Source organism: Bacillus sp. FSL K6-6540 (assembly GCF_038007545.1).
Genome location: NZ_JBBOXH010000001.1, coordinates 1,775,679 through 1,802,158 on the forward strand (window position 1 = coordinate 1,775,679; position 26,480 = coordinate 1,802,158).

Genomic DNA, 26,480 nt, shown 5'->3' on the forward strand with positions numbered 1-26,480 from the left:
ACATTATGAAAGTTACGAAAGCCGAGTTTGTCATCAGCGCTGTCGTACCTGCCCAATATCCTGAAGACGCCTTGCCGGAGATTGCTCTGGCAGGGCGTTCCAATGTGGGCAAGTCATCGCTGATTAACCGTATGATATCCCGTAAGAACCTGGCTCGTACAAGCGCCACGCCGGGGAAGACACAGCAGCTCAACTATTATCGGGTGAACGACGACCTGTATCTGGTCGATTTTCCCGGCTATGGTTATGCGAAGGTATCCAAGACCCAGCGTGCGGCATTTGGCGAAATGATTGAAAGATATTTGCTCAGCCGGGAAGAACTGAAGCTTGTATTATTGATTGTGGACATGCGTCACCCGCCTTCAAAAGACGATATCAGCATGTATGAATGGCTGCAGCATTACAACCGGCCGGTGTGCGTAGTCGCGACCAAGGCGGATAAAATTCCGAAAACGCGCCGCCAGAAGCATGTGAAGATCGTGAAGGAAACGCTCGGTTTCAAGCCCTATCATTCCTTTGTCATGTTTTCATCCGAGCTGGGTTTGGGTAAAGATGAGTTATGGGCCATTATGGAGTCCCATATGGGAACGAAGGATCATGAGGAAGAGCCGCACCCGGATTCGGAGAATGAAAGCAACGAGCATGTCTGATCCGGATGGGTTTGTGATGTTTTTTCAAGGGTGTTATAGGGAATCGGTGCATTCTTTACAGGAAAGTGAGCATCTTGCGGGAAATATCGCTCTGATTCCGGCTAATTCCGTTTTTTTATGAAATATGATGGATATTCTCATTCGAACGGCAGGAAAAACCGCTTGGATCTGCTGTATAATGGTAGTAAGTTAAAAGAATTGAGGGAGATTTTTATGGCTCAGCGGTTAGCCACAGAATATGTTAATGCCACAATGCAAATGACGGATATTCAAATGGATCAATTTCTGCAATATACCCAAGCTTTCCGGGTCACTAACCGGGTAAAAGTCATGGATAGCGGAGAGCAGGAGTTCGTGCTCGAAGATGAAAGCGGGGAAGAAGTTCATTTGCCCTTTGAACGCAAGAATGGCTTGTACGTCTGTGAGCTGTCATGCCGATTGGTTACTCCCCATCTGACGAATGCCGTACGCAAACTGTTTGCGGCTTTTAAGGGATCAGGTAAAGTGAATCGGATTTATCGCGGCTTTACGATGAGCTACGACTACCATGCGGGAACGGTGCATCGAATTACGCAAGTCGCCGGGAACGACAGCATTGTCATTTATGAGTACAAGAATACGGCAGGCGAGCTGCAGCGTCTCTTTAACAGCAATGAAGCAGAGAAAGAGATCGAATCCATCCAGCATCATATCAACGTGCTTCTGGACCAGCGGATTGCAGCAGGGAATGATAAACTGATTACGAAGACGATAGACGAAAGGCTGCGACGGTTTAATCAGCGCCTGTTCGTGCTTGAAGCTTAGGGAGGGCTGCCCCGCAAGGGGCGGCTTTTTTATGTGTATTTATCGTTAAAAATTCGGTTTCATGCATGTTTATGTAACATAGAGCGGATGATATTTATTTCATGGGCCGGAGACACCACGTGGTTCAAATGCACATATATTGAGCTGTAAAATATTTATGGGTTATTTTCGAAAAAGGTGTTGCATTTAAGCGTCATAGATGTTATTTTTAATCTCGTTGAAAAGAAAATAGGAACCAGGATTCACTCAGGACATGTAATGTTGCGAGAGATTATTCCCTCGGGAAGTGAATGACGTAGGTCCTAGCGGATGAAATTTTCAAACATTTTATTCCTAGGAAGGGGGAAACCGGAAGATGGAATACTCAACTTTCGGAAGACACGTTGCTGTTGATACTTGGGGAGTCGATTTTGAACTACTGAACAGTGCAGAATTTTTACAAGCTCAGATGGTGGAAGCCGCTGAAGCATGTGGAGCAACGGTATTGTCCGTCCAATCCAAGCAGTTTGAACCACAAGGTGCGACTGTGCTGGTGTTGCTGTCGGAAAGCCATCTCTCGATTCACACATACCCTGAGAGAGGTTTTGCTGCGATTGACTGTTATACCTGCGGGGAGACAGTAGATCCGCAGTTGGCTATTGACTATCTGGTATCCGCTTTGAAACCTGAAAAATGCTATGCTAAGAAACTCGTGCGCGGACTCGGCGAAATGACCGTGGAAACGCCTGAGATGAAACAGGCTGAGCTCGTTTAATCCAGCCCTTAAAAACGCGTATTCTGATAACCATGGATATTTCCATGGTTATTTATTTTGTGAAGATGGAAAAGTTTCATGAACATTCCATGCCGTCGTTCTCTGAAATGAGATTTCGTAGAAAATAATACGTATATCTAGGGTGTTCTATATCCACAATAGTAAGGTGCGATCTAGAGGAAGGAATGTTCAAGAATGGCATGAAGAAGTATGGGGATTTCATAAACATTTCATAAAATAGACAAGGCTGCCCAGCATACTGTGATATAATGAACAGGGTCAAGGCAGTCCGTTGTGAACGGCAAAACTACTCGGAGAAATAGGCAGGTGAACATGCAATGCACATCGTCGTTGTTGGGTTGAACTATCGCACGGCGCCCGTGGAAGTCAGAGAACGCTTTACATTCTCGGAAGAAGACATGCCTAAGGCGTTAGAGCAGCTTAATTCGACCAAGAGCGTATTGGAGGGCGTCATTGTCGCTACCTGCAACCGTACTGAGATTTATGTTGTGGTAGACCGCCTTCATATGTGCGGCTACTTTATCCGCAGTTTTATGGAACAGTGGTTCGGCATTAATCGTGAAGAATTTACGCAGCACCTCTATATATATGAAGATGAACAAGCCATTTCCCATCTGTTTAAGGTTACCTGCGGTTTGGATTCCATGGTCATTGGAGAGACGCAGATCCTGGGACAGGTGCGCAATGCTTTTTTGACGTCGCAGAAGCATGATGCCACCGGAACTTGGTTCAACATGTTATTCAAGCAGGCCGTTACGCTCGGCAAGCGGGCGCATTCGGAAACTTCGATCGGAGAGAGCGCGGTTTCGGTCAGCTATGCTGCGGTGGAACTGGGTAAACGGATTTTTGGCGCATTTAACGATAAAAAAGTGATGATACTCGGTGCAGGCAAGATGAGCGAGCTTACCGTGAAGCATCTTTATGCCAACGGCGCGGCCGAAGTGATCGTGGCCAACCGCACGCTTGGCCGTGCCGAGGAATTGGCTCGCAAGTTCAAAGGAACGCCGTGCACCATCGCCGAAGCTAAGAATTTGTTGAATAAAGTCGACATTGTGATTAGCTCCACAGGCTCGAATGAATATGTTCTGAATGCGGAGCGGGTTAAAGAGAGCATGAAGAAACGCCAGTCCCGCCCGTTGTTCATGATTGATATCGCAGTTCCGCGGGACATCGATCCGGCGGTTGGGGAGCTCTCCAACGTATTCCTGTACGATATCGATGATCTGGAAGGCATTGTGGAAACCAATCTGGAAATGCGCCGGGTGGAAGCAGCGAAGATCGAAGTGATGATTCAAGAGGAGATGGATGCATTCCACACATGGCTGAAGACGCTCGGTGTCAGACCGGCGATTCGGGCCTTGCAGGAGAAATCGAACGCCATTCATGAAGAAACGATGGAAAGCTTGTTCAACAAGCTGCCTGAGCTGGACGAACGCCAACGTAAAGTCATCCGTCGTTTGACCAAGAGCATCGTCAACCAGATGATGCACGATCCGATCAACCGGATCAAGGAGATGACGGGCGGCAAGCAGGGCGGCGAGGCATTGGATTATTTTTCACAAATCTTTGCGCTGGAAAGCTTGATCCATGAGAATGAGCAGGAAGCCCGCGGCCGCAACAAGAAAGCAACTGCACCCGTTAAAGCTGAACGGACGAAGAATGCTGTAGATCAGCAGGCAGAAGAGAAGCCGCTTAAGGTGTCTCTGGCCCCAGCCACCCTTTGAGGAGGGTGAGTATAACCCATGCTGTTAAACATAATTTATATCACCGGCATTTGTATCTATGCCCTGAGCCTTCTGTTTTATATCTCGGATTGCATTTCACGCAATTCGGTGGCGAAGCGGATAGGCACAGGGCTTCTTGTCATTACCGCGCTGCTGCAATTCGCGGGCATCGGCATCAGGGCCATGGAGGGCGGACATTTCCACTTCCCGGTATTTACGCTGTTTGATTTCCTGTTCCTGCTGGCCTTTTGCATTTCGATCACTTCGATTGCCCTGGCGTATATGAAACGCTCGGAATTTGCCGTCCTGCTCATCAACCTCGTCGGTTTTTGCGTGATGCTGGTCAATCGTTTGTGGTTCACGGCAGGAGATAATGCATTGTACAGCTGGGAGACGGAACACCGTCTCTTGCTGATTCATATTGCCCTGGCGAGCATCAGCTTCGCCGCTTTGACCGTCGGGGCCGTGTTTGCGGCGATCTACATGTTTCTCCATCGGAAGCTGAAGCACAAGCAGTGGAATGATACGGTCCGCAGGCTGCCGAGTCTGGAGAAGCTGGATGTGTATTCTTATAAAGCGCTGATGGCCGGTACGATTATTCTGGTCATGTCGCTTGTCTTGGCCGTCATGTCGGTGGCCATGGCCGGGCGGTGGACCCTGTTTTTGGATATCAAAGTATTGTCTACGCTGACGGCGCTAGCGATGTATATGGTGTATTTCATCAAACGCCGACTGTGGAGAAGGTCCGGCAGGGAGGCCGCCATATGGGCTTTAATCGGGTATGGATTCATTATATTGAATTTTTTTCTGAATACATGGTCCGCTTTCCACAGTTGGTCAGGAGTGTGACGGCTGATGACGCATGACCATTATGTGCCCGTCCTGCTGAATTGCAGGGGACGTTTATGCTTGATCGTCGGCGGAGGCAAGGTGGCGGAACGCAAAGCGCTCACCTTGCTGAACGCCGGGGCAAGCGTACATATTGTAAGTCCTGTACTAAGAAGCGAGACGCTCCGGCATTTGGCGGGAGAGAAGGCCCTTCAATGGACGGAACGGAAGTACCGGCCGGACGATCCGGCGGGCGCGTTCATGGTCCATGCGGCAACGGATGACGCCAAGCTGAATCTGAAAATCGCCGAGGACGCCGATCGCCTTGGCGTGCTGGTTAACGTAGCCAGCGACGGCGAGGCCGGTACGTTTATCAATCCGACGGTGCTGCGGCGGGGAAGGCTTATGCTGGCCGTGTCCACGTCGGGAGCAGGGCCGATGGCGGCACGCGACATACGCGATGAGCTCGAAGAACGGTTCGGGCCGGAGTATGAGGATTATTTGGATTTTTTATACAGGATGCGTTCGATGATCAAGGATGAGGTGAAGTCCGCCGACGCGCGCAGGCGGCTGTTGCAAAAGGCATACCGCATGGACATGCTCGGGGAGATCCGCCGCGGAGGTTATGTGCCGTGGAGTCCGGATGAAATCAAGCAGTGGATTGAGAAGAATCAGGAGGAATGAAGGATGCGCACAATCGTAGTTGGCAGTAGACAAAGTGCTCTGGCACTGACACAGACAGGACAGGTTATCGATGATTTGAAGCGTTTGGCCAAGGAGCACGGATTGGAGTATGACTTCGCGGTCAAGAAAATCGTCACCAAGGGCGACCGCATACTGGATGTTACCCTTTCCAAGGTAGGCGGCAAAGGATTGTTTGTCAAAGAAATCGAGCAGGCCATGATAGACGGCGAAATTGACATGGCGGTTCACAGCATGAAGGACATGCCTTCCGTTCTGCCTGAAGGACTGGTTTCCGGGGCGGTGCCCGCAAGAAAGGATCCTCGCGACTGCCTGATCTCCAAAGAAGGGACAACGCTGGATGACCTTCCTCAAGGTGCCAAGGTAGGAACAAGCAGTCTGCGCCGGTCCAGCCAGCTCAAGGCCTATCGGCCTGATCTGCAGATCGATTGGATCAGGGGAAACATCGATTCACGGATTCGCAAAATGGAGGAAGGCGAGTTTCAGGCCATCATTCTGGCGACAGCCGGCCTTCAGCGTATGGGCTGGGAGGATCGGATCACGTCGTACCTGCCAGTTGAAGTCAGTCTGCCTGCCGTAGGCCAAGGCGCTCTCGGCATTGAGTGCCGTGAAAACGATGAAGAGCTGCTGCATCTGCTCTCTCTTTATAACGATGAAGTAACCGCGCGGACCGTTGCGGCGGAACGCAAGTTTCTAAGCGAGCTGAACGGCGGATGCCAGGTCCCGATCGGGGCTTACGCCGTCATGAAGAATGTGGAGGCAGGAGATTCCCGCGGCGAACAAAACGTTATACAATTAACAGGAATGGTAGGTTCTCCTGACGGCGAAATCGTCTTGAAGGAAAGCGCCGAAGGAACCGACCCTGAAGCGCTCGGAGTGGAAGTGGCTGCAAAGCTGAAAGCTAAAGGAGCGGAGAAGATACTGGCACAAGTTAGGGGTTGAGGGGATGGCAGGCAAGGTTTATCTCGTGGGAGCAGGTCCGGGCGATGCGCGCCTGATTACGATCAAAGGCAAGGAATGCATTGAAAAAGCGGATGTCGTGGTCTATGACCGATTAGCCAGTCCTCGGCTGCTGCGCTGGATGAAACCCGGAGCGGAGAAGGTCTACGTGGGCAAGCTTCCGGATCGGCATACGATGAAACAGGAACAGATCAATCAACTGCTGGTGGATTATGCTTTGGAAGGCAAGACGGTGGTCCGGTTAAAGGGCGGCGATCCCACCATTTTCGGAAGAGTCGGCGAAGAAGCGGAGCTGTTATATCGTCATGGCATCATGTACGAGATCGTCCCGGGGATCACCTCCGCGATCAGCGTGCCGGCTTATGCAGGGATTCCGGTGACGCATCGCGATCATGCCTCATCCTTATCCATCATTACAGGACATGAAAGTCCCGAGAAGCTGGACCGGATGATTCAATGGGATAAGGTGACCCATGCGACGGGGACTTTGATTTTTATGATGGGCGTGGCGAAGATCGGTTATATCAGCCGTCAGCTGATGAAGAATGGAAGGCCTCCGGAAACGCCGGTGGCTCTAATCAGATGGGGAACCCGGGCGGAGCAGGATACGCTGACGGGAACGCTGGCAGACATCGAGGACAAGGTCAAGGCAGCGGATTTTCAGCCGCCTGCCGTCATCGTCGTTGGCGAGGTGGTGCTTCAGCGGGAGCACTTGAAGTGGGCGGAACGCCTGCCCCTGTTCGGCAAAAGGATTCTGGTCACGAGGGCCAGAAGCCAAGCCAGTTCATTGGTATCCCAAATCGAGGAGCTTGGCGGGGAGCCTTATGAGTTTCCCGTCATTGAAACGGTGATGCCCTCGAAGAGCGAAGTGCTTGCCGGAATTCAAGAAGCGGTGGACAAGCTGGATACGTATGATTGGGTGTTCTTCACCAGCGTAAACGGCGTCGAGTTTTTCTTCCGCCACCTGAAGGAGCATGGACGCGATATTCGCTCTTTGGCCTCGGCACGCATCGTCGCGGTAGGTCCCGCAACAGCCGATGCTCTTGGGAATTACGGTATATCCGCCGAGGTGATCAAGGAGCGTTACCAGGCGGAGGGCCTTATCGATGCTTACGGTCCAGAGCTTCAGCCGGGCCAGCGCGTGCTGCTGCCTCGCGGCGATCTCGCGCGCAGATGGCTGCCGGAGAAGCTTATGGAAATGGGACTGCACGTGACGGAAGCCGTGATATACGAGAACGTGCTGTGCGGCGAGGACGATGATGAGCTGCTGAAGCTGCTTCAAGACGGCGGCATTCAGGCGGTCACGTTCACCAGTTCTTCTACGGTTACCAATCTGCTGAAAGTGCTGAAAGGTATGGGCGTGGCAGAGCCTGCCGATCTGCTGAAGGAATCGACAATTGCTTGCATCGGACCGCTGACCGCGCAAACCGCGGAGGAAGCCGGACTGCACGTATCGCTCCTCGCCGAGGAAGCGACGGTCGACAGTCTGGTCAAGGCCTTGTGTGTTTGGAACGAGAACGATCCACGCCGTATAACGCCATAATATCCTTATCTTTTTAATACATGATTTAAATTACATCATATGGAGGTACAACGTCATGAGTTTTCCAATCGTACGCCATCGCCGGCTGCGTCAAAATGCCGGCATTCGCAGCATGGTCCGGGAGACCGTGCTTCATACGGAGGATCTGGTTCAGCCGATCTTCGTGACCTATGGCAGCGGTGTGAAATCCGAAATTTCCTCGATGCCGGGCGTATATCATTTTTCGCTGGATACCTTGAAGGAAGAAGTGGACGAAATCGTAAATCTAGGGATTCCTGCCGTGCTCCTGTTCGGGATTCCTGAGACAAAAGACAGTGTAGGCACGTCCGGTTTCACGGATGACGGAATCGTCCAAGAGGCCACCCGCCTCATTAAGTCGTGGCATCCCGATCTTCTGGTCATTGCGGACACGTGCCTGTGCGAATTCACCGACCACGGCCACTGCGGCATGGTCCATACCTTCGAGCGAGACGGTCACACCTGCGGCGACGTATTAAACGACGAGTCGCTGGAGCTGCTCGTTCGTACGGCGGTCTCCCAGGCGAAAGCGGGAGCCGATATCATCGCACCTTCCAATATGATGGACGGCTTTGTCCAAGCCATTCGTTCCGGACTCGATGAAGCCGGATTTTATAATGTGCCGATCATGTCGTATTCGGTTAAGTATGCTTCGGCTTTTTACGGTCCATTCCGCGAAGCCGCAGACTCCGCTCCGCAGTTCGGCGACCGCAAAACCTATCAAATGGATCCGGCTAACGTAAGGGAAGCGCTCCGCGAGGCGGAGACGGACGTGCTGGAAGGCGCGGATATGCTGATGGTGAAGCCGGCGATGGCTTACCTCGACGTTGTCCGATTGCTGAGAGACCAGTTTGATCTGCCGATCGTCGCTTACAACGTGAGCGGCGAGTATTCCATGATCAAGGCGGCGGCTCAGCAGGGATGGATCAGTGAGCAGGCGATCGTGATGGAGCTGCTGACGGGGATGAAGCGTGCCGGTGCGGACATTATCATTACGTATTTCTCGAAGGATGCGGCACGCTGGATGCGCGGCTAGTAACGATTAACGACTAAAGAGTTAGGAGTGCATAGAATGAGCCAAGATTTGCGAAAAGAAGAGTTGTCGCGTTCTGCTTTCGAAGAAGCGAAGTTATATATCCCGGGCGGCGTCAACAGTCCGGTACGTGCATTTAAATCTGTAGGACTCACGCCGATTTATATCGATCGCGGAGAAGGCAGCCGGGTATACGACATCGACGGCAACAGCTTTATCGATTATGTAGGTTCCTGGGGACCGCTGATTATGGGCCACGCACACCCTGAAGTCGTTGAAGCGCTTCAGGAGACCGCTGCCAAAGGGACCAGCTTCGGCGCGCCAACCCTGCTCGAAACGAAGATGGCGAAGCTCGTGTGCGAGCGCGTGCCGTCGATCGAGGTGGTGCGAATGGTGAATTCCGGCACGGAAGCCACCATGAGTGCCATCCGGCTGGCGCGAGGTTATACCGGACGCAGCAAAATCATCAAATTCGAGGGCTCCTACCACGGTCACGCGGACAGCCTTCTGATCAAGGCGGGATCCGGTATCGCGACACTGGGCCTGCCTGACAGCCCTGGCGTGCCTGAAAGCGTGGCGTCCAACACCATTGCGGTTCCTTATAACGACCTGGAATCGGTACAGCTTGCCTTCGAGCGTTTCGGCGAAGAGATCGCGGCCGTCATCGTTGAGCCGGTGGCAGGGAATATGGGCGTGGTTCCGCCGCAACCAGGATTCCTGGAAGGCCTCCGCAAAGTCACTTCCGATTATGGCAGCATCCTTATTTTTGACGAGGTGATGACCGGATTCCGGGTGGACCTCAATTGCGCTCAAGGACGTTACGGCGTTACGCCTGATTTGACATGCCTGGGCAAGGTGATCGGCGGCGGGTTGCCGGTCGGCGCATATGGAGGCAAGCGTGAGCTGATGGATCAGATCGCTCCGGCAGGACCGATCTACCAGGCGGGAACGTTAAGCGGAAATCCGCTGGCCATGGCAGCCGGATACACCACCCTGAAGCTGTTGACGCCTGCCGTTTATGAGCAGCTGGAGGAACGGGGGGCCCGCCTTCAGGCAGGATTCGAGCAGAGCGCCAAGGAATTCGGCATCCCGCTTACGATCAACCGGATCGGATCCATGGTCTGCCCATTCTTCACGAATACGCCGGTCGTGAATTTCGATACGGCCAAGACGAGTGACCTGGACCGTTTCCGCCGCTATTTTGCGGCGATGGTGCAAGAGGGAGTCAGCGTGCCTCCTTCCCAATTCGAGGGCATGTTCATCTCGGCGGCCCATACGGTGGAAGATATTGATGCTACCATCGAAGCCAATTACAACGCCTTCAAAAGCCTATGAGTTACGGGGGCAGCTGGAGTAAGCGCGGCGAATGGCTCGAGATGACGCCCGGTAAGGCGCTGTTGGGCCAGCCGGATCGGGACGAGGCCGCCGCCAAGTGGCTTCTGGAAACGGTCGGTATGCCCGAGAAGCTGTATCGCAAGCTTCATCATGAGCAGGGGATACAATGGAGAGGGGACCGGCTTCGGCTGGTCCTTTTTCCTTATCGGGAATACGGCATCGAACCGAGGTGGCAGGAGCTTCAAGTGTTGTACGAGGACGATTTCTGCCTGGTCGTGAACAAACCGGCCGGCATGGCGGTCCATCCGGACAACGAAAGCCGGGAGACAACGCTGAATCATGTCGTGGCCGCCTATTACGAAGCAGAGGGGATTCACGCGGCAGTCCGGCACATCCATCGGCTGGACAAAGATACGACGGGTCCCGTGCTGTATGCCAAGAACGAATACGCTCAGCTGAAGCTTGACGAGGCCATGCGGGAGAAGAAGATCATTCGAATGTATGCGGCGATCGTTCAAGGAAGGGTATCGCAGGAGCTGAAGCGCATCGATTTGCCGATCGGCAAGGACCGCTATCATGCAAGCCGCCGGAGGGTTTCATTAACGGGGCAGGCCGCGATCACGCATATTCTCTCAGCCGAAGCGTATCCGAAAGCCAGTCTCCTGCACATTCGCCTTGAAACCGGCCGCACGCATCAGATCCGGGTCCATCTAAGCCATATGGGACATCCGCTTCTGGGGGATGTCTTGTACGGAGGACCAGGGACGTTTGCGCGCCAAGCGCTGCATGGCGAACGCCTATTGTTCCATCATCCTTTTACGGGCGAGAGCATCGAGGTGCCGGCGCCGTGGCCTCAGGATATGATGGAGTTAAGAGAGCGAATCATAGAGGGATCGAACCAATAGGAGATGCTGCAGCAGCCCTGAATGCCCGGTAACTTCCATGCGCAATTCGCAAAAAAGTCATGCTCTCCTGTTTTCGGCATATAGATAAATTGAGTGGCAAAACTTAGGCTCATGCCGTGATGACAGATCACGGATAGTATATGCCAAAAAGGAGGACATTCCCGTGTTTGACCAGTCCTACGGATTGCGGTTCGATATTTACGAGCGTATTAATTTGACGGAAGATTTGCCGGGAATCGATGAATTGGAAGAGGCGGAGTTGATCCCGCACATTCAGGTGATCAGCCAGCAGGACCAGGCCACGCTTCGGGGCCATCTGCTTCTAGCAGGCCTGTATAAAGGGGATACCGAAGCAGGAGAGACGGAGCCGCTCGAGCATTGGATTCCGGTCGAGATCACGGTCCCGCTGAACCGGGTATCGTCATTGGATGACATCGCGGTCGAGATCGAGAATTTTGACGTGGATCTGTTATCCAAGCGCAGCTTGAACATAACGGGGGTTTTATCGCTCAAAGGAATCCAGGCGGCGGCTCCGGGAGCTCGTGACCAAGTATGGACCAGTGAGGAATTCACAGTGGTACATGCTCCTGAAGCGAATGATATGTATGCAGGCGTAGAGCAGCAGTTCGCAGCCAACCCGTATGAACCGTATCAAGGCGGCGGAGCCAACGCTGAAGCGACTACGCCTTCGCCTTCTTATTTCAACGAGGCTCAGCCCAGAGTCCAAGAGTCCGAGGCGGATGCGCGCACGCAGCAGTATCTGGCATCTTGGGCGGAATACGAGAATCAAATTCAGGATGCGCAGGACTCGGACCGAACGGTAAGCATCTCCGGTACGCCTGAAGCCCAGGATACGGTCGAATATGCCTTACATAATGAGACGGAATTTCAGCCAGCTGAGCCGTCGACTCCGAGTGTATGGCAGTTCGAACGGGCTGCGGCCCAGCCGGAACCGCAGCAGGAAGAACCGGCAGCCGACTTCCCGGGCGTCATTGAGCGCAAAAGCGAAGAGGTTCAAGCCCTGCCGGTATTGGATTCCCCGGAAACGGAGGAAGCCCAGCCTGTTTTTGCCGAGGAAGCCGAGCCCTTGGAGGAGATAGAGGAGGAGGTTTCCGTTCAAGTCGAAGAGGCTCCGTCCAAACCGGAGCTGAAGGTTGCCTTCAACGCGAAGAACAGCACCGCCAATACCGCTTCGGGCGTAGGCTTCTCCTCATTGCTTCAATCGAGCAGAACGGTTCAGGATCAGGAACAAGCTGCTCGAGACGAGGAACAGGCCATCGAAGAATCGGTGGATGCCGTTTCGTCCGAGGATGTGGAATGGAAGAGTCTTTTCCTGGGCAACCGCCGGGAGGAAACGCCATTCCGTAAGGTCCGGATGTGCATTGTTCAGCGTGAGGAGACACTCGACGTGATTGCCGAGCGCTATCAGCTGACGCCGCGAGAGCTGTTGTTGTATAACCGCATGTCCGAGCAGAATGTGGAAGAAGGCCAGGTATTGTATATTCCCCAGTAATCGGGAAGTCGTCATGGGGCTAGAATGAAGCAGGCCGAGGCAGGCAGCCTTGGCCTGCTTTTTGTGCTGCGGAGAACCGGTTTGGAGGAGAGGAAGTAGAGCGAGCTTGGATTGTATGTTACAGCGAACAAGGAGGATTTATTTGAATCGGCAGGTATGATGTCTAAATCGTTCGGAAACACTCGAAATATTGACTATATGGAACAACCACGTTATATTTGAATAGTATATGTACAGGTATTCCAAAAGCTAGAACAACGTTGAACGGGAAGAGTAGGAAGGTATGGCCTTCAGAGAGCGGAATTGCTATCAAGCGCTGTGAGATTCCGCAGGAACCAGCTTGCCGAAGTCGCCCCGGAGTTGCGGACTTGAGATAGAGTAGGATCGATTGCTACCCTGGTTAGAGTTCGCCGGCCGCAGCCGTTATCTGCGTAAAGTGTCGTGCTTGACTGAAAGCCTTTCATGTTCTTCATGGGAGGACAACGGTTGCTGAACCATGTAAGCACGAAACAAAGGTGGTACCGCGAGAGAACAGTCTTTCGTCCTTTGAGGACGAAGGGCTTTTTTTGTTTCACGCCAACTATGATATCCACGAACACGCCCGGAGGCTAAAACGTTTCGGGTTGGCAAAACTGATTAACAGTATCGGAGGTACGAAAATATGGATCAAAAACAAAACCAATCCCAGTTAGAAATGCCGACGACGTATGATCCGAAGGCAGCCGAACAAAAATGGTATCCGTACTGGAAGGAAGGCGGCTTTTTTGAAGCCGGCAAGCGACCGGACGCGGAGCCTTACACGATTGTTATTCCTCCTCCTAACGTTACGGGCATGCTCCATATCGGCCATGCGCTTGACTTTACGCTGCAGGACATCCTGATTCGCGTGAAGCGGATGCAGGGCTACGATGCGCTGTGGCTCCCCGGTTCCGACCATGCGGGCATCGCCACGCAAACCAAGGTAGAGCAGAAGCTTCGCGAAGAAGGCGTTACCCGTTACGATCTGGGACGCGAGAAATTCCTGGAGAAGGTGTGGGAATGGAAGGACCTGTACGCAAACACGATCCGTGACCAGTGGTCCAAGATCGGCCTGTCCCTCGATTACTCCAGAGAACGTTTCACGCTCGACGAGGGATTGTCCGAAGCCGTACGGGAAGTATTCGTCAAGCTTTACGATAAAGGGCTCATCTACCGCGGCAAACGCATCATCAACTGGGACCCGGCTGCCCGTACGGCTTTGTCCGATATTGAAGTGGAGTACAAAGAGGTCAACGGCCATTTGTATCACCTGCAATATCCGCTGAAGGACGGCAGCGGCTCCATTACCGTGGCAACCACCCGTCCGGAGACCATGCTCGGCGATACGGCGGTCGCCGTTCATCCGGAAGACGAGCGCTATAAAGACATGATCGGCAAGACATTGGTGCTGCCTATCGTGGGCCGCGAGATTCCGGTTATAGCGGATGAGTACGTGGAGAAGGACTTCGGCAGCGGTGCGGTTAAAATTACGCCGGCGCATGATCCGAACGACTTCGAGATGGGGCTGAGACATGACCTGCCGCAAATTACCGTAATGGATGAATCCGGAACGATGAATGAGTTTGCCGGCAAATACCAGGGCCTTGACCGTGCAGAATGCCGCAAGCAGATCGTCAGCGACATGAAGGAATCGGGCGTATTGCTTCGCATCGAAGACCACGTCCATCAGGTTGGCCATAGCGAAAGATCCGGTGCGGTGGTCGAGCCTTACCTGTCGACGCAGTGGTTCGTTAAGATGCAGCCGCTTGCGGAAGCAGCCGTGGATGCGCAAAAATCCGGCAAGGGCGTGAACTTCGTGCCTGACCGGTTCGAGCGAACCTATCTGCACTGGATGGAGAATGTACGCGATTGGTGCATTTCCCGTCAATTGTGGTGGGGTCACCGGATCCCGGCGTGGTATTCGGAATCCACGGGCGAAGTGGTTGTTGCCATGAATGAAGAGGAAGCCCGCGCGAAGCTGGGCAAGGATGATCTGAGACAGGACGAGGATGTGCTGGATACCTGGTTCAGCTCCGCGCTCTGGCCGTTCTCGACCATGGGCTGGCCGGACCTGGACAGCGAGGATTTCAAACGTTATTATCCGACCAGCGTTCTCGTAACGGGTTACGACATCATCCCGTTCTGGGTGTCGCGGATGATTTTCCAAGGACTTGAATTCACAGGGCAAATGCCGTTTAAGGACACGCTGATCCATGGCCTGGTTCGGGATAGCGAAGGCCGCAAGATGTCCAAGTCGCTGGGCAACGGCATTGACCCGCTCGAGGTTATTGAACAGTATGGCGCAGACGCTATGCGTTATATGATATCGACCGGCAGCACGCCGGGTCAGGATCTTCGATTCCGCTGGGAACGCGTGGAGCAAGCGCGTAACTTCGCTAACAAAATCTGGAATGCGTCGCGCTTTGCGCTCATGAACCTGGAGGGCTTCACGGCGGCGGATATCGACATTTCCGGAGAGCTGGGAACCGCGGACCGGTGGATTTTGCACCGTTTGAACGAAACTTCCCGCGACATTACGCGTCTAATTGATGCCTACGAATTTGGCGAAACCGGTCGACTGCTGTACAATTTCATCTGGGATGATCTGTGTGACTGGTATATCGAATTTGCCAAGCTGTCCCTGTATGGCGAGGATCAAGCAGCCAAGAAAAAGACGCAGTCGGTGCTTGCCTATGTGCTGGACCGCACGATGCGCTTGATTCACCCGTTCATGCCGTTCATCTCCGAAGAGATCTGGCAGCATTTGCCGCATGAAGGCGAGACCGTCATGCTGGCTTCTTGGCCGACCTATGATGAGGCGTTTGAGAATACGGAAGCTGTTACCGAAATGAACCTGCTGATGGATGTGATCCGTGCCGTACGTAACATCCGGGCGGAAGTGAACGTGCCGATGAGCAAAAAAGTAGAACTGCAATTGAAACCGGTAAGCGGGCATATTGCCGGCATTATCGATCGCAATTCCGATTATATTCGCCGCTTCTGCAACACGTCGGAGTATGAGTCCTCCCTTGCGCTTGAGGCGCCGGATAAAGCGATGACCGCCGTGGTGACAGGTGTTGAGATGTATCTGCCGCTTGCCGGACTGATCGATATCGCTCAGGAGATCACGCGTCTGGAGAAGGAAATTCAGCACTTGAACAGCGAAGTCGAGCGCGTGGAGAAGAAGCTGAACAATCCTGGTTTCGTATCGAAAGCACCCGAGAAGGTGATTGAGGAAGAACGGGCGAAACTCGCGGATTACTCGGACAAACGCAGCAAAGTGATTGCGCGCATCGAAGAATTGAGAGGCTAAAGGGCAAGATGAATCTGGACCAGAAGGTGAGAACGATGGTTGATCAATCGGCAGCTGCAGCCGCAGCTCCGTTCCATACCTATGAGGAAGCGGTAGCTTGGATCAATGGGCTGATTCCGTTTGGGATCCGCCCTGGCATGGATAGAATTCAGCGATTGATGGAGCTGCTCGGCCATCCGGAGCGTCGATTAAAATTTATCCACGTGGCCGGAACGAACGGAAAAGGCTCCACATGCGCTTTTTTAACAAAGGTTCTGCTTCAAGGGGGATTCACGGTAGGCACCTATACGTCCCCCTATATTACGAAGTTTACCAATCGGTTTCAGTATAACGGCGAAGACATACCGGAAGAGACGCTGCTGGAACTCGCGAATCGCTTAGAGCCGCTTGTTGCCGAAGTTGCGGGCTCCGGGCTTGGATCGCCCACGATGTTTGAGGTGTCCACGGCTCTTGCGATCCTGTATTACGGCGAGGTGTCTTATCCGGACGTGGTGGTATGGGAGACCGGACTTGGCGGTCGTCTTGACGTGACCAATATCGTTCATCCCATCATTTCGGTGATCACGAACATCGGCATGGACCATACCGACGTTCTGGGCGATACCATTCAGGAGATCGCCATGGAGAAGGCCGGCATCATCAAGCCCGGAGTGCCCGTGGTGAGCACGGTCACTCAGCCTGAGGCTGTCGAAATTCTGAAAGAAACGGCCGCCAAAAACCGTACAAGTCTGTACCTCGTAGACGAGCAATTCTCTTATGAACGGCTGCGCGGGGACGAAGAAAGCCAGACTTTCCGTTTTAAGGGACCGTTCCGGGATATGGATTTGGATATTTCGATGCAGGGCGAGCATCAATGCGCCAATGCCGCGGTTGCCATGATGACGCTGGAGGTGCTTCGCCAGTACATGGCCTTTATCGTGGATGAAGAAGAATTGCGTGCCGGGTTTAAGGATACGTTCTGGGCGGGAAGACTGGAGCAAGTGCAGTCCTCCCCGCGGATTGTTCTCGATGGCGCGCACAACCCCGAAGGGGCTGAATCCTTGGCCAAAAGCTTGCCGCAGATCTATAAGTATCGGAAACTGAACTTAATGATGGGAATGCTGGCAAATAAGCATCATGAATCGTATTTGCAGCATATACTGCCAATAGTGGATACGCTTATCCTGACTGAACCGGATTTCCGGAAGAAACTGGACGCCAAGGCGCTTGGTGACATCGTAGAGCAGGTAAGGGAGAAATACGCCAAACATACACTGCAAATCATCATAGAACCAAATTGGAAAAACGCACTTGAAGAGTTGAAGTCACGGACGGAAGCGGAGGATCTTGGGGTGGTGTCGGGCACGTTGTACCTGATTGCCGACGTGCGTTCCAACCTCCTGGGCCTTTCCGATTCTGAAAAAGGTTGGTGATATCTGTTGAATACATCAGAACATGTTCATTTTATAGGAATTGGCGGCTACGGGATGAGCGCCATAGCGCGAGTAATGCTGGAGATGGGTTATAAAGTCACGGGTTCTGACGTGGCATCGCAAGAATTGACAGAAAAGCTGGCGGCCAAGGGCGCCAAAATATACATTGGACATACCGCCGAGCAAGTCCAAGGCGCGGACCTTGTGGTGTACTCCACGGCATTGTCCAAAGACAACGTGGAGCGGGTCGAGGCAGAGAAGCTGAACATTCCTGTCCTTCACCGCGCGCAGATGCTGGCGCGTCTTTTGAACGAACGCAAAGGCGTGGCCGTAGCGGGAGCGCATGGCAAGACAACCACTTCATCCATGATTGCGCTCGTGATGGAAGAATGCGGAGTCGATCCGACATTTATCATCGGCGGGGAAATTATGAACGTGGGCACGAATGCCAAAGCGGGTGAAGGCGAGCATGTGGTGGCTGAAGCCGACGAGAGCGACGGTTCATTCCTGCAATACCATCCATGGCTCGGCGTCGTTCTAAATATCGAAGCCGATCACCTGGAGAATTACGAAGGGGATTTCAATCGTCTCAAGGCCGCCTACGTGCAATTCCTCAGCCAGATCAAGGCTGACGGTACGGCCGTGGTGTGCGCCGACGATAACAACATTCAGGCGATTTTGCCTGACCTGAAATGCAATGTGACCACATACGGCATTCATGCGGATGCGGAGTATACGGCAACCAATCTGGTGCTGGGCGACCGTCACGTCAGCTTCACGATGCTTCATAACGGCATGGAGCTGGGCACCGTCGAGCTGTCCGTACCGGGTAAACATAATGTCTACAACGCCATGGCCACGGTGATATGCTGCTTGAAGAGCGGCATCTCGTTCGGGGCGATTGTAGAGGCCATCGTCAAGTTCAACGGGGCTAAGCGCCGCTTCCAGGTGCTTGGCGAAGCTGAAGGCATTCTGGTGATTGACGACTATGCGCATCATCCGACCGAGATCGAGGCGACGATCAGTGCCGCTAAAGCTACGGGCAAACGGATCATTGCCGTATTCCAGCCGCAGCGGTATTCGAGAACCTTCTTCCTGCTGGATGCGTTTAGCCGCGCGTTCGGGGAAGCGGATGAGGTGATCATCACCGATATTTACTCTCCTGCCGGCGAGAAGCAGATCGAAGGCATCAGCTCGGGTAAGCTGGTGGAGCTGATCGTTCAGAACAGCAATGCCGGTGCCCGCTATTTGCCGACCAAGGAAGATGTCCTGAGCGATCTCAAAGGTCGCGTAAAAGAAGGCGACCTGGTTCTCACGATGGGAGCGGGCGATATCTGGAAGGTCGGCGCTGCTTTAGCGGAGTTCATTAAGGGCAAGAAATAAAGATTGCCTGCTTCCTTTGCTGCTTCGCTGCAGCAGGGGATTGCATGGGCTTTGCCTCTGTAAGGGGGACAAAGCCAGCATCGATAACGATACGAAGGGCTGATCAAGATCATTTCTTGGTCAGCCCTTTTGTTTTTCGCATACTCATAAGTTGCCAAGCTTGATCATATAGCTAGGTGTAGAAGGACAAGTGAGGTGTGTGGATATGAATAAAGCACGGATGACGATACGTATCGATCACGAGCCGCCGAAGGACAGGAGCAAGGATCGTGCCCGCGAGGAACACGATGCGAACCAAAACGTTCCAGCGGGCCGCAACCCCCGGGTCTACGACCACCATTCCGTCTTTGACGAATATGACACAGCGGCAGCAAATCGGTTTACCGATACGGACGCTTCGTACGAACCTCAGAGGAGCGTTCAGCAGGAACATTTGCGCGTCGTCCCGCCGCTCCGGGAGGAGCGGGATAACCGGGAAGTGGACGATCGTGACTGGAGACCATCGCGCAATCATCGGTCCAAGGCACGGCTAGCTGAGGAAAGAAGGCGCCTGGACCATGATAACGGCTGGCCGTACGGCGATGCCCCTGATGCCCCTGTAGAATCGGATACATACCACGACGTGCATGAGGAACTCTACGACCTCCATGATGATGCATTTTCCGGGAGAATGACCCCCGAAGCGAACGACTCCCATTGGAATCTCGGGCCCGAGTCGGATCTATATGAGACATCTGCCGGCGATTACGGTTATTATCGCTCACGCAAACCCACCTCCTTTTGGAAGATGGCGGTGTCCGTGACCGCTGCCGTCATCACGGGCCTGCTGTTCGGGTACATGGTGCTGTCCATGTTTAACGGCGGCGACGCCGGCAAGAACCCGGCAACGGGGCAGCTCGAGAGCAGTGATGCAGGGAACTTAGCGCCGACCGATCCATCCGGGGGAGCGGGGACATCACCGACGCCTGATATGACCGAATCGGCTGTTCATATTCCGGGGCAAAACTTTTATCTGCTTCAATACGGCGTGTTCAGCACGCCCGAGCGGGCTGCCCAGGCGATCGGGGAACTGCAGCAAACCGGTATTGCCGCAGGCGGCGATCTGGACGAGGAGAACCGTGTGTATGCGGGCATCTCGCCCGACCGCGAGCAGGCGAAGCTGCTCAGCAATCAGCTTAAGGCCGAAGGCGTAGAATTATACGTTAGAGAGATCGCGCTGCCGGGCATAGAGTCAGCGGCATTCGCTGGCGAGGAGCAGACGCTGACGGACTATTTTGCGATAAGCGGGGAGCTGGTATCGGAGCTTAGCCAGCTATCGGCATCCTTGCTGGGCATGCAGGAGCCCGGCGCAGCGACGTCGGAGCATATGAATACTATCACGAATCTGCATCAGCAATGGATCCAATCGGTCAAGCAGCTGGCCGCAGGCTTGGGTCCGGAGACCGGGGCCGTGCTGCCGGCCATGGAGCAGTCGATGAACAGTTCGATCACGGCGCTCTCCGAATACAACAAAAATCAATCCAAGGGGCATTTGTGGGAGATCCAAACAGGCATGATGAACTATGTCATGGGCCAAAAGAAACTCCTCGATGGCCAATAAATTCAAATTTACGTCAAATCCGGCTTGGAACTGGAAATAGTTCCCCATGCCGGATTTCTGTTTGTATTGCTTATCGATTCACCGTATAATAATTAGGGTGTCAAAAAATGGCGAGGGAAGAGGATGCATGAAGAAAAATAAAGGAATGCTCATCTTGTTTTTGCTGCTGGGGTGGCTGACGGGAACATGGCTTGCCAAGGCGCTTCAACCGGTCAAGGCTCTGTCGTTTCTGACGTCTACTACACCGATCAAGTGGTCGCCTTCAGCTGATTTTGACATTATTCGTTATGACATTAACCTTGAACTTAACTTTTGCCTGCTCAGTCTGCTTGGCATTATTGCTGCCGTCTGGTTATACCGCAGGCTCTAAGACATGACAAAGGAGATTATCCCCCTTGAATGAGAAGAGAAACCGCCGCATCATATTGGCTTCCACCTCTCCTCGGCGTCAGGAATTGATTGCCTCCCTTCGTATCCCATTCGAGATTATGCCAAGTGAAGCTGACGAGGACACACCGCAAGGGTGGTCGCCAGAGCGAATTGTGGAGTCACTGGCGCTGCGCAAAGCGGAAGCGGTTCTCCGAAAGCTGACGGATGATCCGGGAGATGGTATCATTGTGGGAAGCGACACGATTGTGGTCGTAGATGACCATGTCCTCGGGAAGCCGGAGGATCATACTGATGCTGCAAGGATGTTGTCCATGCTTCAAGGACGGGCACACTTCGTTTACACGGGAGTGGCTTGCATCGACCGGCGTTCCGGTCGCGCCAAGGTATCTCACCGCGTGACGACCGTAAAGATGAAATCATTAAGTGATGATGCGATCGCGGCTTACGTAAAGAGCGGGGAACCTGCCGACAAAGCAGGCTCGTATGCGATTCAAGGCCTGGGTGCAACCATCGTGGAAGGGATCGAAGGCGACTACTTTAACGTTGTCGGCCTGCCGCTTTCTCTGCTCTCGGACATGCTGTCTGAAATGGGGATGGATGTACTCACCGATTCATAGATATAGAACACGGCATCCGAAGCCAACGGAATCATGGAAGCTTCGGGGACCTGCTGATTTAAATCTTAGAAAAGAGGGGAATATATGGAGTCGCCAACGCTATTGCTGCGCGACATCCCCCATGATGAACGACCAAGAGAGCGCATGATGCAATATGGGGCGAGCGCTTTAAGCCATGCAGAATTGCTGGCGATTCTGCTTCGGACCGGTACCCGCCAGGAATCTGCCGTACATATAGCCCAGCGGCTGCTGGGGGAAGCAGGCGGCATCCGGCAGCTCGTTGATCTTAGCATCGAGGAAATTACGCAAATCAAAGGAATTGGAACCGCCAAGGCTGTTCAGCTGAAGGCTGGCATCGAGCTTGGACGGCGCTTGGCCGCATCGAGACATGTAGAGCCGGTTATTATCCGCAGTCCGCATGACGCGGCAGAACTGCTCAGTGAACAGATGCGGTATTTACAGAAAGAGCATTTTGTCTGTGTTTTTTTAAATACGAAAAATCATGTCATTGCCCAGGAAACGCTATCGATGGGGAGCCTTAACGCCTCCATCGTTCATCCCCGCGAGGTGTTCAGAGCGGCCATCAAATGCAGCAGTGCATCCCTGGTGTGCGCGCATAACCATCCTAGCGGAGATCCGACGCCCAGCCCGGAGGACATTTCGCTGACTGCACGCTTAGTGGAGGCAGGACAGATTGTCGGGATCGACGTGCTGGATCATCTGATCATCGGGGACGGATCGTTTGTAAGTTTGAAGGAACGGGGCTTGATGTAATATAATAGTTCAGATTGACGAAGAAAGGGAGATACATCATGTTAGGTGGTTTTACGAAAGATTTGGGAATCGATTTGGGGACGGCAAATACGTTGGTTTATGTCCGTGGAAAAGGAATTGTCGTAAGAGAGCCTTCCGTGGTTGCTCTGCGTACAGATACAAAGAGCATTGAAGCCGTCGGGGAATCGGCTAAGAAAATGATTGGACGGACACCAGGCAACATTCGTGCCATTCGTCCGATGAAAGACGGCGTCATTGCCGATTTTGATACAACGGCTACGATGATTAAATACTTTATTCGTCAAGCGCAGAAGCAGCGTTCCATCTTCCCGCGCCACCCGAACGTGATGGTATGCGTGCCTTCAGGCATTACGGCCGTCGAGCAGCGTGCGGTTGAAGATGCGACCAAGCAAGCGGGGGCACGCGAAGCCTACACGATCGAGGAGCCTTTTGCGGCGGCAATCGGTGCAGACTTGCCCGTGTGGGAGCCTACGGGCAGTATGGTCGTAGATATCGGCGGAGGTACGACCGAGGTTGCGGTCATTTCCCTTGGCGGGATTGTAACCAGCCGCTCCGTGCGGGTTGCGGGCGATGAAATGGACGAGTCCATTATTTCTTATATTAAACGCCAATACAACTTGATGATCGGTGAGCGCACATCCGAGCTGCTCAAGATGGAAGTGGGCTCCGCGATGCCGCTGGAGACCGTGGAAACGATGGAAATTCGCGGCCGCGACTTGGTGACGGGTCTGCCGAAGACGATCACGATTACATCGGATGAGATCAGCGAAGCGTTGGCAGACACCATTAATGCTATCGTTGAAGCCGTTAAGGTTACCCTTGAGAAATGTCCTCCGGAGCTTGCTGCGGATATTATGGACCGGGGCATCGTGCTTACGGGAGGCGGCGCATTGCTTCGCAACCTGGACAAGCTGCTTGCCGAAGAGACCGGCATGCCGGTCATCGTTGCGGAGAATCCGCTGGATTGCGTGGCCATTGGCACAGGTAAAGCGCTCGAGAACATTCACTTGTTTAAATCCCGGAGCAGCTCTGCCGTCCGTTCCAAACGGTAGAAACCAAAATAAAAGTGTAAACCCCTAATGTTGGGAGAGAAAACAGTAAGTTAGAGGGTGTTGCAACTGTTTAAGCTGCTAGGCAATAAGCGTTTGTTCATTATGCTCATCGGGCTGGTAGCGTTTATCGCTATTATGGGGTTTACGCTCGGCCCGAGAGCTTCTTTATCTTGGCCTGAAAAATTCGTCAAAGATACGGTCGGTTTTGTGCAAAGTGTGTTTTATAAGCCCGCTGCTTATATAGCGGGTTTCTTTGAAGATGTACGGAATATGAAGGCGATCTATGAAGAGAATGAGGAGCTGCGCCGGGCGGTTGCGCAGTATTCGCGTGAGAGTGCAAATTACAACAACATGAAAGCCAATTACGAGGCACTAAAAGACGAACTTCATTTTACCGAAAACCAGAAGAATCGCGACAAATACGAATATCGAACCGCTCAAGTCCTTAGCGTTAATTCGGATCCGAATAACCGGACACTGGTCATCGATCTGGGCGAGCGCGATGGGGTTCGCCCTAATATGTCGGTCACCACGGTCGACGGCATGGTCGGCATCATTAGCAACGTCAGCAATTTCACCTCCACCGTGAAACTGCTGACAACGATGGACGCCCAGGATCCGAATCCGCAGCCGATTTCGGTTACGGCCATTGGCAAAGAGGATAAGACGTTCGGCGTGGTTGAGAGCTACGATGAGAAGACCAACACGCTGCTCATGACGCGGATTTCGGAAGATGATCCGATTAAGGAAAAAGATAAGATCATTTCATCCGGTGCCGGAGGCGTTATTCCTCAAGGCATGATCATCGGTAAGGTCCTCAGCGTTCAGACCAGCCAATACGGTCAAAGCAGAACGGCTACGATCGAACCAGCCGCCAAGTTCGATGATTGGAAATATCTGACCGTTGTCATTACCCCTGAGGAGCCGAAATGATGGCACGTAAACAGATTCTGGTCCTGCTGCTGTTCGTGCTGTTTATTCTGCAGGGCACGGTGGTTTTCTGGTTAACGCCAAGCTCGCTGCAGCTTCAGATTTATCCTAATTTCGTGTTGGTTTGTTTGTTTTTTGTATCGATTTATTACCATCGCCACACGGGGCTCGTGCTCGGACTCCTGTTCGGCATGCTTCACGATATCGTGTATTATGGCGAGATGATTGGCACTTATTCGTTTGCTATGGGCGTATCCGCATATTTGGTGGGGCTTGTTTTCAAGTCCCCGCGGGCGCCGCTGCCCATGATGATGACCATTGTCATTCTGGGAAGCTTGTTGTTTGACAGTACGCTTTTTGGCATATATAAGGTATTTCGACTCAACCCGACTTCTTATAATTGGTCACTGCTTCATCATATGCTTCCCAATCTCCTTGTTCATTTTGCCTTTGCTCTGGCAATTTACGTTCCCTTACGCAAGCAGATTGAGCTGGTAACGAAGAATCAGAGAAGGAAGGCAACCTGAACCCTCTCCAATATGACATTTTACTAGACTAGCAGGAACTTGTAGGTTTGAGCGCGAAATGTATAGGGATGGGAGGGACAGGCTTATGGCTGTAAAATCCAATCATGTGACGATTAAGGGCATCAAAGATGGCCTGGTATTCCTGCTTGACGATCAATGCGAGCTGGAGGAATTGCTTGGCGAGCTCCGCTATAAGCTGGAGCATAGTCATCAGAATATTCTGACCGGACCCATCATTCATGTGGATGTGAAGCTGGGTTCCCGGCAAATTTCCGAAGAAGAGAAGCAGACGATTCTTGACATATTGAAGCAAAAGGGCAACTTGCTGATACGCAATGTGGAATCGCCGCCGCTTGCGTCCGAGCTCGTTCCGGAGGAGAAGCTTGCGCTTAAGACGGGGATGGTGCGTTCCGGACAGGTCCTGCATCATGACGGCGATCTCTTGTTCCTCGGCGATGTGAATCCAGGCGGGACGATTACTTGCACCGGCGACATTTACATATTGGGCGCTCTGCGCGGAACCGCGCACGCCGGTGTAGAAGGCAACGAGGAGGCGATTATAGCGGCTTCGTATTTTGCCCCTACCCAGCTTCGAATCTCCCAGATGATCAGCAGACCGCCGGATGAATGGGAAACGCGGGAAACGGTCATGGAGTTTGCGTATTTGAAGGACGGAAGCATGGAGATCGACAAGATCAGCAACATCTCACGTTTGGGTCGGGATTTTAATGTGTTTAAAGGGGTGTAGAACATGGGAGAGGCAATCGTCGTAACTTCAGGTAAAGGCGGAGTCGGTAAAACGACGACATCGGCGAACATCGGCACAGCTTTGGCACTGCTCGGAAAAAAAGTGTGTCTGGTTGATACGGACATCGGTCTTCGCAATTTGGATGTCGTGATGGGCCTGGAAAACCGGATTATATACGATTTGTGCGACGTTGCGGAAGGGCGATGCCGACTTAACCAGGCGCTGATCAAGGACAAGCGCTTCGATGAGCTGTATATGCTTCCTGCAGCCCAGACCAAGGACAAGAATGCCGTTTCTCCGGAGCAGGTCAAAGATATCGTACTTGAATTGAAAAAGGAATTCGAATACGTCATTATCGATTGTCCGGCCGGAATCGAGCAGGGATTCAAGAATGCCATCGCCGGCGCGGACAAAGCGATTGTCGTCACGACGCCCGAGAATGCGGCCGTAAGGGACGCGGATCGGATTATCGGCCTGCTGGAGAGCTCGCATGTCGAGTCTCCGAAGCTCGTGGTGAACCGGATTCGCCCCAATATGGTGAAATCCGGGGACATGCTCGAAATCGAAGATGTGCTGCAGGTGCTGAATATCGATCTGATCGGTATCGTGCCTGATGATGAAATGGTCATTAAAGCGGCCAACATCGGGGAGCCTACGGTGATGAACCCGGATTCCCAGGCAGCCATCGCCTATAGAAACATCGCCCGGCGTATCCTTGGCGATACCGTTCCGCTGATGCAAATCCATCAGAAAAAAGGAATGTTCACCAAATTCAAAAAGTTTTTTGGAATGGGTTAAGGGTTTCGACCAAGAACCGGTGCCGGGAGGCATCGGTTTTTTTGTTTTTCTCCTTCGGCAGTCTAAGCGGCTTTCGTAGAACCCGTCCGCCTCTTCATCAGGGCTTG

24 protein-coding genes and 1 other annotated feature are annotated in these 26,480 nt (G+C 53.0%); all 24 genes read left to right on the top strand.

Translation table 11 applies throughout. The annotated features are described in order from the left end of the window. Window positions 1–5: 5 nt before the first annotated feature. The 24 genes from yihA (at window position 6) to minD (ending at window position 26,373) form a co-directional block, all read left to right on the top strand. Window positions 6–650, top strand: a complete 645-nt coding sequence (gene yihA / locus MHH82_RS07605) for a ribosome biogenesis GTP-binding protein YihA/YsxC (RefSeq protein WP_015734001.1) — start codon at window positions 6–8, stop codon at window positions 648–650. A gap of 213 nt (window positions 651–863) precedes the next feature. Next, window positions 864–1,454, top strand: coding sequence for a hypothetical protein (locus MHH82_RS07610; protein ID WP_015734002.1), 591 nt, complete (start codon window positions 864–866; stop codon window positions 1,452–1,454). 355 nt (window positions 1,455–1,809) lie between these two features. Next, window positions 1,810–2,208 carry an adenosylmethionine decarboxylase gene (speD, locus tag MHH82_RS07615; RefSeq protein WP_006208786.1) on the top strand — a complete coding sequence of 133 codons (399 nt, stop codon included), beginning with the start codon at window positions 1,810–1,812 and terminating at the stop codon, window positions 2,206–2,208. Window positions 2,209–2,546: 338 nt separating this feature from the next. After that, window positions 2,547–3,953, top strand: a complete 1,407-nt coding sequence (gene hemA / locus MHH82_RS07620) for a glutamyl-tRNA reductase (RefSeq protein ID WP_015734003.1) — start codon at window positions 2,547–2,549, stop codon at window positions 3,951–3,953. A gap of 18 nt (window positions 3,954–3,971) precedes the next feature. Next, a complete protein-coding gene (gene ccsA, locus MHH82_RS07625; protein WP_009594011.1) occupies window positions 3,972–4,802 on the top strand; it encodes a cytochrome c biogenesis protein CcsA in 831 nt (276 codons plus the stop codon). 6 nt (window positions 4,803–4,808) lie between these two features. Continuing rightward, a complete protein-coding gene (locus MHH82_RS07630; RefSeq protein ID WP_015734004.1) occupies window positions 4,809–5,465 on the top strand; it encodes a precorrin-2 dehydrogenase/sirohydrochlorin ferrochelatase family protein in 657 nt (218 codons plus the stop codon). A 3-nt stretch (window positions 5,466–5,468) separates the two neighbouring features. After that, window positions 5,469–6,425: a hydroxymethylbilane synthase gene (gene hemC, locus MHH82_RS07635; RefSeq protein WP_009594031.1), complete on the top strand. Its 957-nt coding sequence runs from the start codon at window positions 5,469–5,471 to the stop codon at window positions 6,423–6,425. A 4-nt stretch (window positions 6,426–6,429) separates the two neighbouring features. After that, window positions 6,430–7,986, top strand: a complete 1,557-nt coding sequence (gene cobA, locus MHH82_RS07640; RefSeq protein WP_340964864.1) for a uroporphyrinogen-III C-methyltransferase — start codon at window positions 6,430–6,432, stop codon at window positions 7,984–7,986. Window positions 7,987–8,041: 55 nt separating this feature from the next. Continuing rightward, a complete protein-coding gene (gene hemB, locus MHH82_RS07645) occupies window positions 8,042–9,040 on the top strand; it encodes a porphobilinogen synthase (protein WP_340964867.1) in 999 nt (332 codons plus the stop codon). 36 nt (window positions 9,041–9,076) lie between these two features. Further along, window positions 9,077–10,372, top strand: coding sequence for a glutamate-1-semialdehyde 2,1-aminomutase (gene hemL, locus MHH82_RS07650; protein WP_009594000.1), 1,296 nt, complete (start codon window positions 9,077–9,079; stop codon window positions 10,370–10,372). After that, window positions 10,369–11,277: an RluA family pseudouridine synthase gene (locus MHH82_RS07655; protein WP_145038559.1), complete on the top strand. Its 909-nt coding sequence runs from the start codon at window positions 10,369–10,371 to the stop codon at window positions 11,275–11,277. The genes hemL and MHH82_RS07655 overlap by 4 nt, the downstream gene beginning before the upstream one ends. Window positions 11,278–11,440: 163 nt before the next feature. Then, window positions 11,441–12,790: a LysM peptidoglycan-binding domain-containing protein gene (locus MHH82_RS07660; protein ID WP_340964873.1), complete on the top strand. Its 1,350-nt coding sequence runs from the start codon at window positions 11,441–11,443 to the stop codon at window positions 12,788–12,790. Between the two features lie 251 nt (window positions 12,791–13,041). Then, window positions 13,042–13,340 (top strand) — a binding site (T-box leader). A 111-nt stretch (window positions 13,341–13,451) separates the two neighbouring features. Next, window positions 13,452–16,121 (top strand): valine--tRNA ligase, encoded by a 2,670-nt coding sequence (locus MHH82_RS07665; RefSeq protein ID WP_015734008.1) that lies wholly within the window; start codon window positions 13,452–13,454, stop codon window positions 16,119–16,121. A gap of 8 nt (window positions 16,122–16,129) precedes the next feature. Continuing rightward, window positions 16,130–17,533: a bifunctional folylpolyglutamate synthase/dihydrofolate synthase gene (locus MHH82_RS07670; protein WP_036662707.1), complete on the top strand. Its 1,404-nt coding sequence runs from the start codon at window positions 16,130–16,132 to the stop codon at window positions 17,531–17,533. Between the two features lie 6 nt (window positions 17,534–17,539). Further along, window positions 17,540–18,916: a UDP-N-acetylmuramate--L-alanine ligase gene (gene murC / locus MHH82_RS07675; RefSeq protein WP_015734010.1), complete on the top strand. Its 1,377-nt coding sequence runs from the start codon at window positions 17,540–17,542 to the stop codon at window positions 18,914–18,916. A 205-nt stretch (window positions 18,917–19,121) separates the two neighbouring features. Continuing rightward, window positions 19,122–20,516, top strand: coding sequence for an SPOR domain-containing protein (locus MHH82_RS07680; protein WP_015734011.1), 1,395 nt, complete (start codon window positions 19,122–19,124; stop codon window positions 20,514–20,516). A 127-nt stretch (window positions 20,517–20,643) separates the two neighbouring features. Then, window positions 20,644–20,886 carry a DUF4321 domain-containing protein gene (locus tag MHH82_RS07685; protein WP_009594010.1) on the top strand — a complete coding sequence of 81 codons (243 nt, stop codon included), beginning with the start codon at window positions 20,644–20,646 and terminating at the stop codon, window positions 20,884–20,886. A gap of 25 nt (window positions 20,887–20,911) precedes the next feature. Then, window positions 20,912–21,523 (top strand): Maf family protein, encoded by a 612-nt coding sequence (locus tag MHH82_RS07690; RefSeq protein ID WP_015734012.1) that lies wholly within the window; start codon window positions 20,912–20,914, stop codon window positions 21,521–21,523. Between the two features lie 84 nt (window positions 21,524–21,607). Beyond that, complete coding sequence (gene radC / locus MHH82_RS07695; RefSeq protein ID WP_009593994.1) at window positions 21,608–22,297, top strand: RadC family protein; 690 nt, start codon at window positions 21,608–21,610, stop codon at window positions 22,295–22,297. 38 nt (window positions 22,298–22,335) lie between these two features. Continuing rightward, a complete protein-coding gene (locus MHH82_RS07700) occupies window positions 22,336–23,370 on the top strand; it encodes a rod shape-determining protein (RefSeq protein WP_009593998.1) in 1,035 nt (344 codons plus the stop codon). A 57-nt stretch (window positions 23,371–23,427) separates the two neighbouring features. Next, window positions 23,428–24,303 (top strand): rod shape-determining protein MreC, encoded by an 876-nt coding sequence (mreC, locus tag MHH82_RS07705; protein ID WP_015734013.1) that lies wholly within the window; start codon window positions 23,428–23,430, stop codon window positions 24,301–24,303. Further along, window positions 24,300–24,827 (top strand): rod shape-determining protein MreD, encoded by a 528-nt coding sequence (gene mreD / locus MHH82_RS07710; RefSeq protein WP_015734014.1) that lies wholly within the window; start codon window positions 24,300–24,302, stop codon window positions 24,825–24,827. The genes mreC and mreD overlap by 4 nt, the downstream gene beginning before the upstream one ends. An 85-nt stretch (window positions 24,828–24,912) precedes the next feature. Further along, window positions 24,913–25,575 (top strand): septum site-determining protein MinC, encoded by a 663-nt coding sequence (locus tag MHH82_RS07715; RefSeq protein WP_015734015.1) that lies wholly within the window; start codon window positions 24,913–24,915, stop codon window positions 25,573–25,575. 3 nt (window positions 25,576–25,578) lie between these two features. After that, complete coding sequence (minD, locus tag MHH82_RS07720) at window positions 25,579–26,373, top strand: septum site-determining protein MinD (protein ID WP_009594006.1); 795 nt, start codon at window positions 25,579–25,581, stop codon at window positions 26,371–26,373. The last annotated feature ends 107 nt before the right edge of the window (window positions 26,374–26,480 follow it).